15 protein-coding genes and 1 pseudogene are annotated in these 17156 nt (G+C 43.5%); 7 read left to right on the forward strand and 9 right to left on the reverse strand.

The window, feature by feature from the left end; all coding sequences use genetic code 11:
• Positions 1 to 6: 6 nt before the first annotated feature.
• A complete protein-coding gene (gene dnaQ, locus RA178_RS12450) occupies positions 7 to 735 on the reverse strand; it encodes a DNA polymerase III subunit epsilon (RefSeq protein ID WP_173496648.1) in 729 nt (242 codons plus the stop codon).
• Between the two features lie 70 nt (positions 736 to 805).
• On the opposite strand from dnaQ, the gene rnhA reads away from it, so the two are divergent.
• The gene (gene rnhA / locus RA178_RS12455) at positions 806 to 1276 is read left to right on the forward strand and encodes a ribonuclease HI (RefSeq protein WP_006081489.1); all 471 of its coding nucleotides are present in this window, start codon (positions 806 to 808) and stop codon (positions 1274 to 1276) included.
• Between the two features lie 166 nt (positions 1277 to 1442).
• Here rnhA and RA178_RS12460 read toward each other — a convergent pair whose 3' ends face one another.
• Positions 1443 to 2351: a LysR substrate-binding domain-containing protein gene (locus tag RA178_RS12460; protein WP_173245150.1), complete on the reverse strand. Its 909-nt coding sequence runs from the start codon at positions 2349 to 2351 to the stop codon at positions 1443 to 1445.
• Positions 2352 to 2381: 30 nt separating this feature from the next.
• The gene (locus tag RA178_RS12465) at positions 2382 to 3122 is read right to left on the reverse strand and encodes a class I SAM-dependent methyltransferase (protein ID WP_306682051.1); all 741 of its coding nucleotides are present in this window, start codon (positions 3120 to 3122) and stop codon (positions 2382 to 2384) included.
• A gap of 154 nt (positions 3123 to 3276) precedes the next feature.
• Between RA178_RS12465 and gloB the strand changes: the two genes are divergently transcribed.
• Positions 3277 to 4068: a hydroxyacylglutathione hydrolase gene (gene gloB / locus RA178_RS12470; RefSeq protein WP_306682052.1), complete on the forward strand. Its 792-nt coding sequence runs from the start codon at positions 3277 to 3279 to the stop codon at positions 4066 to 4068.
• 232 nt (positions 4069 to 4300) lie between these two features.
• A complete protein-coding gene (locus tag RA178_RS12475) occupies positions 4301 to 5848 on the forward strand; it encodes a LysM peptidoglycan-binding domain-containing protein (protein ID WP_028760089.1) in 1548 nt (515 codons plus the stop codon).
• A 140-nt stretch (positions 5849 to 5988) separates the two neighbouring features.
• Here RA178_RS12475 and RA178_RS12480 read toward each other — a convergent pair whose 3' ends face one another.
• From RA178_RS12480 to RA178_RS12490, 3 genes are read right to left on the reverse strand one after another with little or no spacing between them, the layout of a single operon-like run.
• Positions 5989 to 6609 (reverse strand): BsuPI-related putative proteinase inhibitor, encoded by a 621-nt coding sequence (locus tag RA178_RS12480; RefSeq protein ID WP_028760090.1) that lies wholly within the window; start codon positions 6607 to 6609, stop codon positions 5989 to 5991.
• Complete coding sequence (locus RA178_RS12485) at positions 6609 to 8435, reverse strand: AsmA family protein (RefSeq protein ID WP_306682055.1); 1827 nt, start codon at positions 8433 to 8435, stop codon at positions 6609 to 6611. The genes RA178_RS12480 and RA178_RS12485 overlap by 1 nt, the downstream gene beginning before the upstream one ends.
• Positions 8436 to 8492: 57 nt before the next feature.
• On the reverse strand, positions 8493 to 8987 hold the full coding sequence (locus tag RA178_RS12490; RefSeq protein WP_306682057.1) for a putative 4-hydroxy-4-methyl-2-oxoglutarate aldolase: 495 nt from the start codon (positions 8985 to 8987) through the stop codon (positions 8493 to 8495).
• Between the two features lie 220 nt (positions 8988 to 9207).
• On the opposite strand from RA178_RS12490, the gene RA178_RS12495 reads away from it, so the two are divergent.
• A complete protein-coding gene (locus RA178_RS12495; RefSeq protein ID WP_028760093.1) occupies positions 9208 to 9528 on the forward strand; it encodes a hypothetical protein in 321 nt (106 codons plus the stop codon).
• Positions 9529 to 9779: 251 nt separating this feature from the next.
• Here RA178_RS12495 and RA178_RS12500 read toward each other — a convergent pair whose 3' ends face one another.
• Positions 9780 to 11552, reverse strand: a complete 1773-nt coding sequence (locus RA178_RS12500) for a DUF885 domain-containing protein (protein WP_306682059.1) — start codon at positions 11550 to 11552, stop codon at positions 9780 to 9782.
• A 310-nt stretch (positions 11553 to 11862) separates the two neighbouring features.
• Between RA178_RS12500 and RA178_RS12505 the strand changes: the two genes are divergently transcribed.
• Both RA178_RS12505 and RA178_RS12510 read left to right on the forward strand, forming a co-directional pair.
• A complete protein-coding gene (locus RA178_RS12505) occupies positions 11863 to 13266 on the forward strand; it encodes a DEAD/DEAH box helicase (protein WP_105252329.1) in 1404 nt (467 codons plus the stop codon).
• A 61-nt stretch (positions 13267 to 13327) separates the two neighbouring features.
• On the forward strand, positions 13328 to 13828 hold the full coding sequence (locus RA178_RS12510; protein ID WP_263138382.1) for a peptidylprolyl isomerase: 501 nt from the start codon (positions 13328 to 13330) through the stop codon (positions 13826 to 13828).
• A 561-nt stretch (positions 13829 to 14389) separates the two neighbouring features.
• On the opposite strand, the gene RA178_RS12515 is transcribed toward RA178_RS12510, so the two are convergent.
• A protein-coding gene (locus RA178_RS12515; protein ID WP_306682062.1) for an IS3-like element ISSba5 family transposase occupies positions 14390 to 15615 on the reverse strand; the annotation gives its coding sequence in 2 pieces (ribosomal slippage) (positions 14390 to 15357 and positions 15357 to 15615; 1227 coding nt in all).
• Positions 15616 to 15690: 75 nt separating this feature from the next.
• Between RA178_RS12515 and RA178_RS12520 the strand changes: the two are divergent.
• Positions 15691 to 16122 (forward strand): annotated as a pseudogene (locus RA178_RS12520) (EamA family transporter); the annotation flags it as partial.
• Positions 16123 to 16594: 472 nt separating this feature from the next.
• Here RA178_RS12520 and RA178_RS12525 read toward each other — a convergent pair.
• Complete coding sequence (locus tag RA178_RS12525; protein WP_306682064.1) at positions 16595 to 17140, reverse strand: hypothetical protein; 546 nt, start codon at positions 17138 to 17140, stop codon at positions 16595 to 16597.
• Between the last annotated feature and the right edge of the window lie 16 nt (positions 17141 to 17156).

The raw sequence follows: 17156 nt of genomic DNA on the forward strand, positions 1-17156 counted from the left end.
ATTCTTCTATCCTCTCCAGAGGCATTTACCTGATTTTGCGACTAAATCAAGGCGTTGTTCATGCATTGTCAGTTCATCGGCCGATGCGCCAATCACTTTAAGATTAAGTGATTGTGGATCAAAACGTTGAATCCCCCCCGCTTCCTGCCCCGCTTCTTCGTTAGACAAATTAAACTTTGTCTGCCCGCCGGTCATGATCAGATAAACATCGGCGAGGATCTCGGCATCGAGTAAAGCGCCGTGGTACTCGCGGCGAGAGGTATCCACGCCATAACGCTTACAGAGGGCATCAAGGTTGTTTTTCTGGCCGGGATGTAAAAACTTAGCAATCTCTAAGGTATCGAGGATCTGACAAATATCAGCGGTTTTCGGCCCACGTGGCTGCAACAATGAAAACTCATGATCCATGAAGTTCACGTCGAAGTTCGCGTTATGTGCGACGATTTCAGCGCCGTCGATAAAGTTGATAAACTCTTGAGCAATTTGATGGAAACGCGGCTCTTTAGCCACGCGCTCATCGGTAATACCGTGAACGGCGATGGCTTCGGGATCGATTGCTTGACCTGGATTGATATATTGGTGGTAATAACGCCCCGTCAAACGACGGTTCACCACTTCCACACAACCTATCTCGATGATCCTATGGCCTAAATAGATGGCACCGCTGCCTTGGTTCATACCTGTGGTTTCGGTATCTAAAATAACCTGACGGCTAGCATTAGAGATAATATTCATGTTTTTATGCGCTTCTTATGACAATTTTTAGTTATACTCGGCCGAAATTCCCGGCTATGGTAACAATTTGATGACTGAACTAAAACTGATCCACATCTTCACCGACGGCTCTTGCTTAGGCAATCCCGGTCCTGGCGGCTATGGCATTGTAATGAATTATAAAGGCCATACAAAGGAGATGTCCGACGGTTTTGCGCTCACGACCAATAATCGCATGGAATTGTTAGCCCCAATCATAGCGTTAGAAAGCTTGAAAGAGCCTTGCCAAGTCGTGCTCACCAGCGACAGCCAATATATGCGCCAAGGCATAATGACATGGATCCATGGCTGGAAGAAAAAAGGTTGGATGACATCAAACCGTACCCCAGTCAAAAACGTTGACCTATGGAAACGGTTAGATAAAGCCTCACAGATGCACACTATCGACTGGCAATGGGTTAAAGGTCATGCTGGCCACGCCGAAAACGAACGTTGCGATGTGTTAGCTCGCACCGCAGCAGAATCTAAACCAACCCAACCCGATTTAGGTTATCAGCCTTAACCCAGTGCCACTCAGTGTAAACTCGCTAAGTGCGAAAAAGTAAGTTCGATGCAATCACGCCTAAGTTAAGCACTTGGGCGTGACGATTTATTTCACTATTCATCTCTGTGTCAGCCCACCGTTAACATTTATGCTCACTATTTATGAGCCATTGCTATCAAACGGCTTATTTCAGTTCCACACCTGCAATATTGAAAAAATTCTCACAAAACAGCACAAAAGCTTGACCTAGGGATGTCGCCTGACGGCTCTTATGGGTGATGCGATAAAACTGCCGTTCGAGTACGAGTCCCTCAATCGTGACTAACGCCAACTCTTTACGACTGATTTCTTTCTCCAGCGCCAACTCAGATAACACCCCAAGCCCAGCACCTTGTTTCACGGCCAATTTAATCGCATCCGGCGTAGTAAAGCAGAATTTAGCCTCTGGCTGCATATCCAACTCATTGGCGGCATTTACAAAATATTCGCGAGTGCCCGATCCTTCCTCACGTAGCACCCAAGACAGGCCTTTAACAACTGCAGGTTTAACCACTTTCCCCGCCAGAGGATGCGCCGGATGACAAAACACCAGCAGCCTATCCTTATGCCATGCCTCGACACTCAAACGATTGTCAGTGCAATGGCCTTCAATAAAACCCATTTCAGAGCGGAACTGCGCAACCGCTTGGATCACATCTTGAGTATTAGTAATCGCCACATCCACATGGGTTTGAGTATGTTGCTGACAAAATGCCACTGCGGCTTTCGCCATTAGATAATTGCCGATTGTCGAACTGGCACTGATGCTTAAACGCCCAACCAGATCACCACCATGATAAGTAAATGCCTGCTCAATTTGTTCAACGCGGTGCAATAAATCCGTTGCCAATGGCAGCAGTAAATTACCCTGGGAGTTAAGTTGTAATCGATTGCCAATACGTTCAAATAGGCGGGCATTTAGCTGCTTTTCTAATTCGGCTAAGGCCATAGATGTCGCCGGTGGTGATAAACTCACTTGTTCAGCCGCCTTTGCGACTTGGCCGCTACGTGCCACAGCCTCAAATACTGCCAGTTGTCTTAAGGTGATCCGCATATAAAAACCTGTACTTAAAATGGAAATGGCTTATCCGTTTTCCGAATGCTCTGATAAATGCCCCGAACGACCCGCGGTCGGTGCCGTGGTCCAATTTGTCTGCCGCACCTTACGTTTATCGCGAATAGGTGTGAGTGGCGACTCGAGTTTACGTGCCACAATCAAATACAAACTGCCCGCGCTAGGAAGCCATGACGCTAAACTCTGTTGAAAAAATCTACCTTGGGTAAACTCGCCCATTAATGGGTGATAGACCAAACGCTCATCCCCCACCACTTGATAACCTAATAAACCTAACCAATCTCGCACCCTCGAAGGCATAAAAAAACGGCCATTCCAAGGAAGACAATCCTGATATTTAGGCCATAACTTACCCAAAAATACCGGACTCAAGGGATTAAAACCGACGATAAAAAGATAGCCTCCGGCGATGAGTACCCTATCGGTTTCGCGAAGAATACGGTAAGGATCGGGTTCAAATTCGAGCAATAGACTCATTACCACCGCATCTATCGCCGCATTCTGCAGGGGTAAATGGCAAAAATCGCCTTCAATAGAGGCGCCTTTAGATGGCGAGAGTGAAAAATGATGGGCGACTGGCGATGCCATGCTCGACAATTCGGCACTCAAAGGCCCTAACTTTAATAAATGATAACCAAAGACTCTTGGCCACCAATCTTCAAGCTGTTTAGCGACGGCTTGCTGTAGTGCCTCACCATTGGGTAGGTCACTCCATTGTTCGGGCTTGAGCTCAGTACTAAAATGCGACACAGAGTTCCTCCGTTAGTTGGGTAGACAAGTATCCAATTGGGTCAAAGATGACCAACATTCTGCCACAGGGCAAAAGCGGCAAAGGTCGCCAAGGGCCGTTCACTCATGGATAATACCTTTATCTTCAAATTGAAATACAGACATAGGCAGTTCTATGCTCACTATAACAGCGATCAAAGCCTTTAATGACAATTATATCTGGGTGTTACAACAACAGCCCCATACTCAGGTTTATGTTGTCGATCCCGGCGATGCAAGTGTGGTCATTGACTACCTGCAAGCCAATCAACTCACGCTAGCGGGCATTTTACTGACCCACCACCACAATGACCATACGGGTGGCGTAGCAGCGCTTCAAGCCTATAGTCATAATAGACTCACGGTTTATGGCCCAGATAATGAGAAGATCGAAGGCATCACACATCCACTGCACGCAAAAGCCAAGCCCAAATTCACACTGGAGTATCTCAGCGCTGAGCTGCAAGTTTTAGATGTACCAGGCCACACAGCAGGACATATAGCCTACGTTGTTGAAGATGCCTTATTTTGCGGTGACACCCTGTTTAGCGGCGGCTGCGGACGCTTATTTGAAGGCACGCCAGCGCAAATGCTCAACTCACTACAGCAACTTGCCCAGCTTCCCGCCGACACTCGGGTTTATTGTGCCCATGAATACACACTTTCAAACCTCAAATTTGCCCTCGCGGTCAATCCCAACAATCACGAGCTCCAAGACTATAACGAACGCGCGATGCAGTTACGTCGCCAAGACAAAGCGACTGTTCCCTCCACCATCGCTTTAGAGCGTGCCATCAATCCCTTTTTACGCCCTAGCGACACTGAAATTGTCGATAACATAAAACAGCATTTTAGCAGTCTAAATCACGCAAATTTAGACGAACTCAGCGGTTTTACCTTACTCAGACAGTGGAAAGATAATTTTTGATCACAAAAGCAATATTATAGATTGAAATTCAAACAGTTTTTCTCATTTTTGATGATGTAAGTCAAAAATGGCCTTACATTATGTACGATAATTAAGGGACAAGATCGAAAAGATCCCATAGAATGGCTCGTTTTGCGTGAAAACTTTGCGCGCTGCGTCGTCTTTATCTTCTTATAAAACATACTGTTACTATAAAGAAAAGCGATGCACTAACAGAGGACTACCGTTTTCAATGAGAGTATCACTTTATGTTGTTGTAGGGGGATTTGCCCTACTCACAGGCTGTCAAACATTAGACAACCATGGCGTTAACCAAACAGAAGTTGAAGCCGTCACAACCGAAAATACAGTCCCAGAATATTACCTCGCAACCGAGGCTCCATCGGCGCAAATTACCGATGTGTGGGAGCGAATTCGTCAAGGCATGCAGTTACCGGTTCCAGATCAAAAATTGGTGAATCAATACCGTGATTGGTACATCAAAAACCCACAGCATCTGGCGATCATCTCGGAACGTGCTGCACCTTATATGTACATGATTGTAGAAGAACTTGAAAAGCGTCATCTTCCTATTGAGATAGCTTTGTTACCCATAATTGAAAGTGCCTTTGATCCTTCCGCATCATCGACTGGCGCGGCATCGGGTCTGTGGCAATTTACCACACCTATGGCCAGTCATTTCGGTTTAGAAATGAACTGGTGGTATGACGGTCGTCGTGATGTCCCCGCATCAACGACTGCGGCGCTCGATATGCTGGAATACCTCTACGATAAAACCAATAACAATTGGCTTTATGCTATTGCTGCCTATAACTCGGGTGAATCACGGGTGCTCAATGCAATCAAACGTAACGAGAAAAAAGGCTTAAAAACGGATTTTTGGTCATTGGATTTGCCCAGAGAGACAGAACGCTATGTGCCGCAACTGCTCGCACTGGCAGAAGTCATTAAACACGCTGATGAATATGGCATATCTTTAGCGCCAATTGACAACAATCCGACTATTGAAGTGGTTGATATTGATAGCCAAATTGATTTAGCCATGGCGGCAGGTTTTGCCAATATGACCACGCTTGAGTTACAAAAACTCAACCCAGGTTATAACCGCTGGGCTACATCGCCACTTGGTCCGCACACCTTAGTGCTACCAATTGATAAATCGGAAGAATTTAAAAAAGCGCTTGCTGAAACAGAAACCGAAGATAGGATCAGCTGGTTACGTTACACGATCAAATCTGGCGATAGCATTGGCAAGATTGCTACGCAGCACCATACGACCGTTGCCGCTATTCGCGCCGCCAACGGCATGAAAAGCAACACGATCGTCGCAGGCAAGCATTTAATTATTCCTGTCGATGCGCAAGACAAGCAGCTTTATGCCCTGTCAACTAAGCAGCAATTGCCGAAAAAATCACATGCTGCAGTTGAATCAACAAAAATTGCTTATCAGGTTAAGTCAGGAGACACACTCTCAGAAATAGCCCAAGCCCATAAAGTGACGGTGAAACAACTCAGCACTTGGAACAAATTGGCTAAGAATAGCAAGCTACAAAACGGTCAGAAGTTAGTGATCTTAGCACCAAAGGAGCTTGAGCAAACCGCACAAATTCGTACTGTTAGTTACAAGGTAAAATCCGGTGATTCACTTGCCCGTATCGCCAATAAATTTAACGTAACTGTTGCCGAGCTACTCGAGTGGAATAGCCTAGCGCAATCACAGTATTTACAACCAGGCCAAGTGATCAAATTAGTGGTTGATGAAACTAAGTTGAGTGCGTAGGGACTAAACTGGCACATAGTTCGAACGGATTAGTGCTATAAATCCTAAGCAAAATTGAGCCATAGATAACAAAAAGGCAGCAACCCTATCGGATTGCTGCCTTTTTCTATTACGGGCTTTCTCTATTATGAGAAGCGACGTTATTCCATCGTCAGTAATAAGACAACGGGCGCCATAACAACGGCATCAGACTCTAACGCTTTAGCGGCAAAATGCGCTTCTAAGCGAGCACCATTTGCAGGTATTCCTGCAAATGCTTTGGGCGGAATACTAAATGAAGTCGTGATCACTTTCCCTGCCGCCAATTGGCTATCACGTAATGCTTGGGTAAACATCATATCATCCGACCAAGCCCACAGACGTTTGCCCTCCTGCGTTATCAACCACAAATCCGCCGTCATCCCAGAGTTATAACGTAGGCCGACAGCATAGGTTTGTGGATTTGTCACTGTCAATGTCGCCTTAACCGGCTGCTTAAAATCAATAAAAGGTTCTAAAGTTAATTCGCCGCGAAGCAAGCCTTGTGCCTTTTCTGCCATCACAGGTTCAGCCTTTAATGTCGGAGTGCTTTTAAGCCCAGAAACATCGAGCGCCAGATCGGCAGCGCGAATAATCTCAGGCTGAACGGCCGCGGCTGTTGTAGTCTCACCCTTGGTTGACTGACTCGTGTCAGCGGCTTCAGGCGCCGAGCACCCAACAAGTTGCCCGCCGACAAAAGCACTCGCGCAAACAAGTAATGCGTAACGCGTAGAAACAACCATTAGAAACCGCCTAGTTTTTTCAATAAGGAGTCTTTTAATTTTTCCTTAGCTTTGTCGGTTTCTTCCTTTAGCTGATTATTCAGTAAGGCTTTAGTATCCAAAGCATATTCAGGTTTTTGGAAAGTGCCTGTAATCGCCAACGGAATGTCAACTCCAGCCAGCGCATCTTTGTCGCTACCACCCTGACCCTTCAATGAATTCACTAGGCTAGCGGTTAGTCTGTAGTCCAAGGCTTCAGTCAATAAATTCGCAGTGCCTTTACCATCCAAACGCAGTAAAGGCGAAGACAAGGCAAGATCTGGATTCGTGGCAACGCCATTATCCAACGAGAAACTGCCCGTCAGACTCGAGAAGTCAGTTTTGCGCTCCGCCTTCGTTTCTGGCGATAAGTCGCCCTTTAACTTAGCTTGTGCGCTGCGGATCATCTGTGGAATATTTACCCCGTACAGAGCACCGTCATTAATATCAAAATGACCATTCGCTAACAGGTTTTTCTTTAACTGCTCAGGGATCAAACTCTTACCTTTCCCCTTCACATCAAAGTTGGCTGTACCGGCCAATAAATCCACATCCGCCGCATCTTTCAGCAAAGGACGAATTTGCACGCCCGTCACTTTTTTATCGAATTGATAACTTGCCACCGCTTGACGAGCATCAACCTGAGCGCTCACCAGCAACTGACCTTGATATAAATCCGCATTCAGCTTCGTCAGATCTAACACGCCATTTTTAATGCCCACATCCATTAACCAATTTTGAGTCGACAGATTCGCGACCTTAATAGACTTAACAGTCAACTTGAGTTTTACATCAAGCTGCTTAAGGGCTGAGAGATCAGGCTCAACTGCCTGAGAGTTTGCTGCTGGCGCTTGTTCAGCGGTGGCGGTGGCCTCTGTTTTAGGTAACAGTGTATCTAAATCAATATCACCAACTTGAAAATCAGCATTAATTTGTGGGATTTTCGTACCATAATTAACACCCACTTTACCCGCAGCGGTAATGCTCGCCGCGGTGAGCTGCGCAATATCGACGGACAATTGCTGTTTATCAAGGGCGATTTGAGTTGCTAAGCTGACAGATGTTTCGAGTTTCTTGTTCGGAATACTCTCACCTTCCACCACAGTATCAATTTTCAGCCCATTGATAACGAGTTGTTTAAAGTCTCGGCTGAGTTTTAGTTCACCTTTAGCTTCGCTACTTATCGTCATATCCGGCATAGTTGCACTGAATTCAAAGGCGATAGGCGCAAATTTATCTAAAGAGAACTCACCTAAGGTGAAGCTACTTAAGGTAAAGACTTGAGTCTGCTTATTAGCTTCGTCAATCATATTAATTTGGGTATTGGTGATAGAAATGCCACCAATATTAATGTCGTTAAGTTTAGCATTCGATGAGGATTCGGCAGCAGCTGGAGACGCTGTTTTTGGGCTATTATCGCCGCTCAACCCATCGAAACTGCTAGTGCCATTTTTACGGGTGACTAAATTGATCGTTGCGCCATCGAGACTCAATTCTGCAATTTCAATTTTCTGACTAAACAACGGCATGAGCGCCACTTCAGCAACGGCTTTTTTGACTTCTAACATAGCCTTAGGCGTAAAGCCTTCAGGGTTAGATAAAGACACCCCTCCTAAATTAATACCTATAACAGGGAAAAATGTCCAAGATAAATCGTCAGTAATGACTAATTCACGACCCGTTTGTTTTTTTACGGCATCGACTATCTCAGGTTTAAAATCATTAGGGTCGAAAAAGACGGTGAGATAAACGGTGACTAAAAGAATGAGCGTCACCATTAAGGCTAAGAGCCACTTAATGAATTTCATATAAATATCCTTATCAAAAACAACTTGAATTTATAGCAACTAATGCATTTAGAAATGTTAATTTAAAAATGCAAAGTTCAACATTTCATCACTTACTGCAATACCATTTTCATCAGCATAGAGCATCATACCGGGCTTAACCGTCACGCCCCCCATATCGATAACCACATTAATTTGACCTTGACCTAATTTTTCGGTTTTTATCGGCATAGCCCCTAAGGCAAAGACACCTAAGCTGAAAGTATTTAATCTCGCCACATCGCGAACACAACCATTAATCACTATCCCTTGCCAACCATTATCTAAGGCGCTCTGCGCTATGAGGTCACCTAATAGTGCGCGGCGCAGAGAACCGCCGCCATCGACAACGAGCACTTTTCCATGCCCATCCTGTGCAAGTATCTCTTTTACCTTTGAATTATCCTCAAAGCACTTTACTGTGACTATCTCGCCCCAGAAGAGCCGTTTACCACCAAAGGGTTTAAATGCAAGGGGAAGTAACTGTAATTTAGACGGATAGTGGTCGAATAAATCTGGTAGTAGATCAAGCATTTGAATCTCCATAATAGTCTATAACTTTAGACTACTCATAATTGTAGACCCCGACAAGGTCAAAGCAAAAATCAGCGGAATTTTTTATTTCATTTTAACGTGCAAAGGCTTGGTGTATATTGGCATAAGCATTATAATCTGCGATAGTTAACGTCCTATGACACTCTTTAAAGTTTCATACATTTGTTCCCACACCTCTTTGTTATAAAGCGAAAACCAAATGACAACTGATCTTGATTTACAGAGCGCAATCGCAGCTCTTGATGAGTATGGATATGATAAGAAAGTCTCAACGGATCTTGAGCAAGCACGTAACAAGCAACAAATGGGTAAATATATTAAATCTCTCGACTATAGTTTACGTCGATTATTGATATTACAAGAAACCGTTAATGAGTTAGTTGAAGAAAAGAAACATCAATTAGCTCAGCAAGAGAATATTCAAACCTACAAAACAAAAATCATTAACTTGTCGAGAGAATTTAACATTTCTTACGATGAAGTATTAGCGCTGATGGCATCATCTAAATCTAAGAAGTAAGTTTATCGCCATTGTGCTCTATCACCACGCAGTTAAATTGTTTGATTAACATCTGCATATGCCATATAACGAAATATATACTTTTTCGGTTATATGGCAGAATTTTCGGCTTTTCATTATTCGCACAGTATTAACGGTTTCATTTCATAAGTAACAATGCCAACTTATGTTAAGCTCACACTATACCTGTCTAGCTATTTGGCATAAAAAAGCAGAGCCTAAGCTCTGCTGATTTATATCAATATGCGAACTTATTTGCTCTGCATTAATTGGCGAATATATTTCACTGGTGCACTACCATAACTCAAGAATGTTTCGTGGAAGGTTTTAAGGTCAAAATCTTTACCTTGCGATTTTTTGTATTCTTCACGGAAATCATAGATTTCTCGATAACCAGAATAGTAGCTCGTCAATTGAACTTGGCTAAGCGTCGCGCGGCGCCACTTGCCTTCGGCTTCTGCCTGCTGTTGGAAGGCTTCGTTCATCATCAGAGCGATGGCTTGCTCTTCAGTCATGTCTTTCACATGAATGCTATAATCCAAAATCGTGTTACAGATAACACGTAAATTCCACTTGTAGTACATCAACCACATTTCAGGCTCAAAATTGCCATAGCCTTCTTCTAACATCATACGCTCGGTATAAACCGCCCAACCTTCGACCATAGCACCATTACCAAATAAACTTTTCACTAAACTCGGAGATTGATTAGAGTAAACGAGTTGAGTGTAGTGCCCTGGGATGGCTTCATGAATATTGAGGATTTGCAGGATCCAGTGATTATATTCACGTAAGTAACTCTCGGCAGACTCATCACTCATGCCATCGAGTGGCGTCACGTTATAATAAGTATTGCCTGACTTCTCATAGGGTCCAGGCGCACTAATTGATGCACCGGCATAACCACGCATATATTCGGGCGTTTCACGGACAACGAGTGGCTTTTTAGGATCCAATGTGACTAGTTTTTTCTTATTTACAAATTCAATCAGCTCTGGAATTTGCTTACGCACTTCATTCACGAATTCATCGCGCTGAACATGCTGAGTCGATAATTTATCGATTAATTGGCGAATGGCGAGCTTACTGTCAGCAGGCTTTGGCGTAGTAAAATATTTAGGCCATAACTTATCGGTAATTTTAGCCATTTCTCCTTGAACACGATCTTTATCGGCTACGGCTTTTTGATATAGCTGTTTCGCCGTCATCCCCGCTTGGATATCAAAGGCAAATTTTTGCTCATATAACGCCTCGCCAATTCTAAAACTACGTGCCCCATCTTTTTTAAGTTGAACCACTAATTTGTCTAACCAAGCGATATGGCCGTTAATCGCGGCAGTTGCCGTATCGAAACGCGTTTTAAATAACGCTTTTTCCGCATCAGTCAAACCAGAGTCCGCGACCTGTTTTAATAAGTCATCGGAAAAAACCGAAAATGCACCTTGATTCTGCAGCACTGCTAACTCAGTGTGCTCCAATGTTGGTTTGCTAATGTTCGCCTGCGCGGCAGCATAATAAGCTGGCACATTTTCTAAACGCGCTAATACCGAACGTAATCTGTCATCTAATGGAGCGAAATTTTCATTGATGATTTGGGCAAAACCGCCCGATACGTTGTAGCTTGAAGGATCCCACTGCCAGGATTTAAAACTGTCAATTTCCCATGCCATGCTACCGAGTAAATTGTCGATCAGATGGTAATCAATCAGCTCATTCGGCGTTAGCGACTTTTGCTCGAACTGAGTCAATTGCGCTTGCTGCGCTTTCACAAACGCTAAGGTCTTTGCTCGACCTGCTGCATCGGGGATTTCAAGGTAACCATCGTTAACATGCTTGCCACTGTATAAGGCCCAAGTCGGTGATAATTCCCACAATGAATCAATAAAGGATGCTGAAAATTGCTCAAATGAGTGGGCTTTAACTTCAGGTGCGACTACGGGCGCAGTTTGACTCGTATGGGATTGACAACCAGCAAGGCTGGCCAGCGATAGCACTATCGCAAGGGAAATAGCGTTTTTTTTCATTATTATGGGTCCTTTGTTAAGATTTATCAGGCATACAAAAATTACCTCAGTTAATCATATTGCCCCAATAATTGCAGCTATGTTAGCCATGAATACATGCCCGGTTACAAAATTGTAAGTTCTCAATATTTTACCGCCTATCATTCGCCTATTCGACGTATAAGCCCCTCTTTACCAAACACACACAAATAATGATAATCGCCTATTCTGTTTCACCTCCTGCTATAATATCGCCCTGCTTCACTGTTCATGCTTTAGCGTAACAGTTTGCTTATACATTATTGACCTGACCCTTTACCTGAGACATTCAATGCCATTTTCCAAACTTGGATTAAGCGATCCGATTTTAAGAGCCATCACTGAGCTCGGCTATTCACAACCTACTCCGATCCAAGAAAAAGCCATTCCGGTGATCTTGAAAGGCAAAAACCTGCTTGCTGGCGCGCAAACAGGTACAGGTAAAACCGCCAGTTTTGTGTTGCCAATACTGCAAATGTTCGCCGAGATGCCGAAAATCCGTGCTAAACGCGTTCGTGCATTAATCTTAACACCAACCCGCGAATTGGCCGTTCAGGTAGAAGACAATATTGCCAAGTACGCAAAATACCTGCCGCTGACGTCTATGGCCATGTATGGTGGCGTGGATTCCGCACCGCAGAAACAACGTCTTATTGAAGGCGTCGATATTCTGGTGGCAACACCCGGTAGATTGCTCGATATGTACACCCAAAGAGCGATTCATTTCGATGAAATCTCGGTATTAGTCCTAGATGAAGCCGATAGAATGCTCGATATGGGATTTATCGAAGACATCAATAAGATCATCGAACGTCTGCCAACAGAACGCCAAAATCTGTTGTTTTCGGCAACCTTATCTAAGCAAGTGCGCTTTTTAGCGAAAACAGCGGTTGAAAACCCAGTCGAAATTGAAATTGCCCGCGACAGCGCAAACGCACCACAAATCGACCAATGGTTGATCACTGTCGATAAAGATAAAAAGTCGGCCCTGTTAAGCAAACTCATCACTGAGCAAGCGTGGGAACAGGCACTGATCTTTATCCAGACGAAACAAGGCGCCGCCAAACTGGTTAGCCAACTCGAAAAACGTGGCATTGCCGCCGAAGCCATTCACAGCGGTCGCAGCCAAGCGGTACGCGAGCAATTATTAGTGGATTTCAAATCTGGCAAACTACGCTTTTTAGTCGCGACTGGCGTTGCTTCCCGCGGTATCGATATCGACGCCCTCACCCGTGTGGTCAATTATGATTTGCCCGATGAAGCCGATGATTATATTCACCGCATCGGCCGAACCGGTCGTGCTGGCGCCTGCGGCGAAGCCATCTCCTTTGTTTCTAAAGATGATTTTAGGAATCTATGTGCTATCGAGCGCCGTCTAGGTCACCTCATAGTGCGTAAAGAAATTGAAGGCTTTGTGCCGAACAAAGAAGTGCCTGTGTCTATTCTCGATTTTGTGCCCAAAAATACTACGCCAAAAACCTTTAAAGCTCGGGCACCTGAGGCCAGATCCTCGCGCCCCGCGAAAGAAGGCTCCTTTGAAACCGCCCATGCGAAAAAGCATCGCAGCGCGAAATCAAAGCCAGAGGTTAAAGCCAATGTAACACGGCCGCAATCTATTCAGACTGATAATGGTAACGAGACAACGGGTCGCAGCGCGCCCTTTAATCCGTGGAATAGCGGCCCTAAAACCAAGTAATGACTCAGTACAAGTCGTGACTTATTAGATATAAAAACTCATTAAGATAGAAGATATTAGCATGATTACATTTAGCACAAATCTAGGCGACATCACTATAGAACTCGATTTTGAACATGCGCCAGTCAGTTCAAAAAACTTTGTCCGCTATTGTGAAGAAGGCTTCTTTGAACACACGATTTTTCACCGAGTGATCAAAGGCTTTATGATCCAAGGCGGCGGGTTTACCGCAAAAATGAAGGAAAAACCAACCCACGAGCCTATCGTTAACGAAGCCAACAAAGGCCTAAGTAACACCATAGGCACAATCGCTATGGCTCGCACCGATGCGCCTCACTCGGCCACCGCGCAATTCTTCATCAACACAGCCAATAATGACTTTTTAGACCATACTGCCACCACCAATAACGGTTGGGGCTACGCGGTATTTGGTAAGGTTACGGCGGGAATGGACATTATCCAGCAAATTGAGAAAGTCAAAACCTCCACGGTCGCTGGCCACGAAGACGTGCCCCGTGAACCTATCGTCATCGAGAAAGTAACGATTAATATCCAAAGTTAATTTTTAAAACAATAATACTTTTTTGTTAATATGATTAATCGCTCAGTTTTAGTTGAGCGATTAATCATTTCCCCAAAGTTATTTAGTTAACTTTTCTGTACGATTCAACGCAATTTCATTTTATATAAACCTAAAAACATTAAATCCCCAATACAAAATCACTTAGTGTAAAATCAACTGATGGATTATTTAATCTTTCCCATTATTGGCTTAAGACTACTACATATAACATTAACCTCACAATATAGGCTTCTTTCAAACAATATAGACCTCTTTCAAACAATGTTATTCATCATAAAAGCTGAAAAACAGCAGCACATACCTGACATCAATATCTTAGACTAGCCGTACAAGTTGATAATATTAAAACGATACACCAACCATAATCCTTATGGTAAAAAGAGGCTTAACTTGCCATCTGATATAGATAAAAAAACCATTTCTGTATCTATTATCGTTTCTTGCTAATGCTTATTATCCCTATTTATTTTTAAACCAGAATCATTGTTAACTTAAGCTACAAACCCTATTCAGATAAGCAGAGAAAGCTTGCTATAGTGATCAGAAAATGATGTTTCTATTGGATTCTAATAAGCTATATTGTAGTGGTAAAGTAAAATTGGCCACGGTTTTAGAGTCATTCCAATATAAACGTTCTGACTCATTTGGCGTTAACCCTCCATTATATTGATGGGGTCTGGTCTCACTGTAATATCCAGTGATGTAATTTGTGATCTCTTTATCTGCTTCTGTAAAATTCCCATAACCACTGGCGGATATCCACTCAGATTTCAAACTTCTAAAGAAACGCTCCATTGGTGCGTTATCCCAACAATTCCCGCGGCGACTCATACTTTGCTCAATCTGAAGACGACATATTAATTGTCTGAATTTCAAGCTCGTGTAATGCGAACCTTGATCGCTGTGATATATCACATTCTCAGGCTTACCCCTTAACTCAAATGCCATTTTCAAAGCTTTACAGGTCAGCTCACTATCTGGTGATAATAACAAAGCCCATCCAACAGGTTTGCGGGAAAATAAGTCTAAAACAACGGCTAGATAGGCCCAACGATTACTGACCCAAACATATGTCACGTCGCCACACCACACTTGATCTGGTTGAGTTACTGCAAACTGTCGATTAAGCGTATTGGGGATTGCAACATGCTCTTGTGTCGCTTTCCTATAAGAATGCTTAGGCTGCTGACAGCTTAATAACCCAAGCTTTTTCATTAGATTACGGGCTCGATAACGACTGAGACCAATCCCTTTGTTAGTCACTAATTGCGCTATCGTTCGCGCACCGGCAGAGCCATGACTAATATGATGTGCGGCCTTCACTTCACTGCATAAAATAGTAAAGTCTGCATCAATATGTTCTTTTCTTTTTAGCCAATACTTATAGCTACTTCGATGCACTTTGAATGCATTACAAATTGTGAGAATAGAGTGGCTCTGCTTGAGTGCGCTGATTAGCGTAAATTGTTCATCGAGTCTGACATCAAGAGAGCGGTAGCCTTTTTTAGGATAAGATTGTGCTCCTCAAGACGAGCTATTTGCTTCTTCAGCTCACGGATTTCAATTTGTTCAGGGGTAATCGGAGATGCTTTTGGTGTGCCACCCTGGCGTTCTAGTTTTAACTGTCTCACCCATTTATCCATAGTGGACTTACCAACGTTCATCGCCTTTGCAGCTTCGATGATGCTATGGTTTTTATCGAGGACTAATTGGGCTGCTTCAAGTTTGAATTCAGCACTAAATGTTTTTCTGGTTGTCGATCTCATGTGTTCACCTAAAGTCATCTACGAGGTAATAATATCACCTCTATTTAGGTGGCCAAAATTAGTGTGCCACTACACGCTACCTTAGGTTTTGCAGGACGCGATTTAGCAACACGCGCAGCCTCTCCCGTGTTATCTAATATGCAGCTTGGAGTGTATGGTTTTTTTGTGTTGATTCCTACTGGCTTAGCGATACTGATGTACCAAAATGAAGCAATACAGTTTAGTGCTGCCGCTGCAATACAGATAATTGGAGCAATCGTCTTTGGTGTAATAGCTTATAATGCGCTGACAATCGCTATGCGCACTGGAGATGTATCGGTAGTAAGCCCCTTTCGTTATACACGTTTACTCTTTGCCTTAGCTTTAGGAATATTTATATTTGGAGAATCCCCAGATTTGCTGACTATTCTGGGAAGCCTACTCATAGTATTAAGTGGCGGCTATACCTTAGTTCAAGCGCGTAAAAGAATGACGACGAATAACATAGCTAATGTGGCAAAAACCTAAGGACTCACTAAGAATGGCTAATCGTATCTCTGAAATGATGGGTTTTAGTGAGGAGAATAACGGACTAGAACGCCCTAAAATGGTCCCCAATAGGTCCCAGAGCAACAAAGGGAACCAGTAAGATACTGATTCCCTTTGTTTTAATTTGGCGGTGAGAGAGGGAGTCGAACCCTGAACAGTAGAAAGATAGTCCTATCATGTACTTGATATTTATACGAATTAGTCAGTATTGGAAGGACGATTTAGGATGCAAAAGGACATGATTTTGCCCAGCTTTTGCCCAGCTTAATTCTGCTTACTATATGGACCATATTTGGCCTATAAGTTTGGGACCAAACCTGCTAAGTCGGCTCCTCAGTTGGGGCAACACAAACCGGCTCACTCAATATTTTTACATTAGAAAAACTATCAATCAATGTAACGTAAAATTGCAGGGACAGCGTGGAGCAACTTGTTTTGACTCGCAGTTAATTTAGCGATCTTCTAGATTTTTTATGTAACACTCTAAGTTTCCAGCTATTTTTTCGAATACTCTAGGAAAGAACGATGCTAACTCCGAAAACGATGGATTATCGGTTTGTGGCCCACCATGGTAATACCTAAGGTGCGATAAAATATCTGTCTTTTCATCAATACTTAGAGATTCGAATGGATTAATATCAGAGTAATCGTGAAACGCCGAAAAATGAATGAATGCACATCCAAACTTGTAAACGGAAAGTGTCCAACCTTGCAGTTGATTAGATAGCTCAACCATCTCCCTATTGGTAACTTTCTTGTTCTTGCCATTTGCAGTCAACACCGTCCAAACTTCACCATTCAAAGTTTGCTTGATTAGACGCTCCCTTTCAGTTAGGTCACTTTCGGATAAAAGAAATATTACCCTAACCATGGAATCCAGCTCTAGCCTTAGAACTGATACCATTATCCCTGAAAGGCCAGCCAATCGCGACATTGCTTTCGCATGCTCGGAGGATCTTTTTCTTAATATCGAACAAAACCTTTGAGTGTTATCCATTCGGTTCCCCGTTGAA

The sequence above is a fragment of the Shewanella oncorhynchi genome (assembly GCF_030848765.1).
Classification (GTDB): domain Bacteria; phylum Pseudomonadota; class Gammaproteobacteria; order Enterobacterales; family Shewanellaceae; genus Shewanella; species Shewanella oncorhynchi.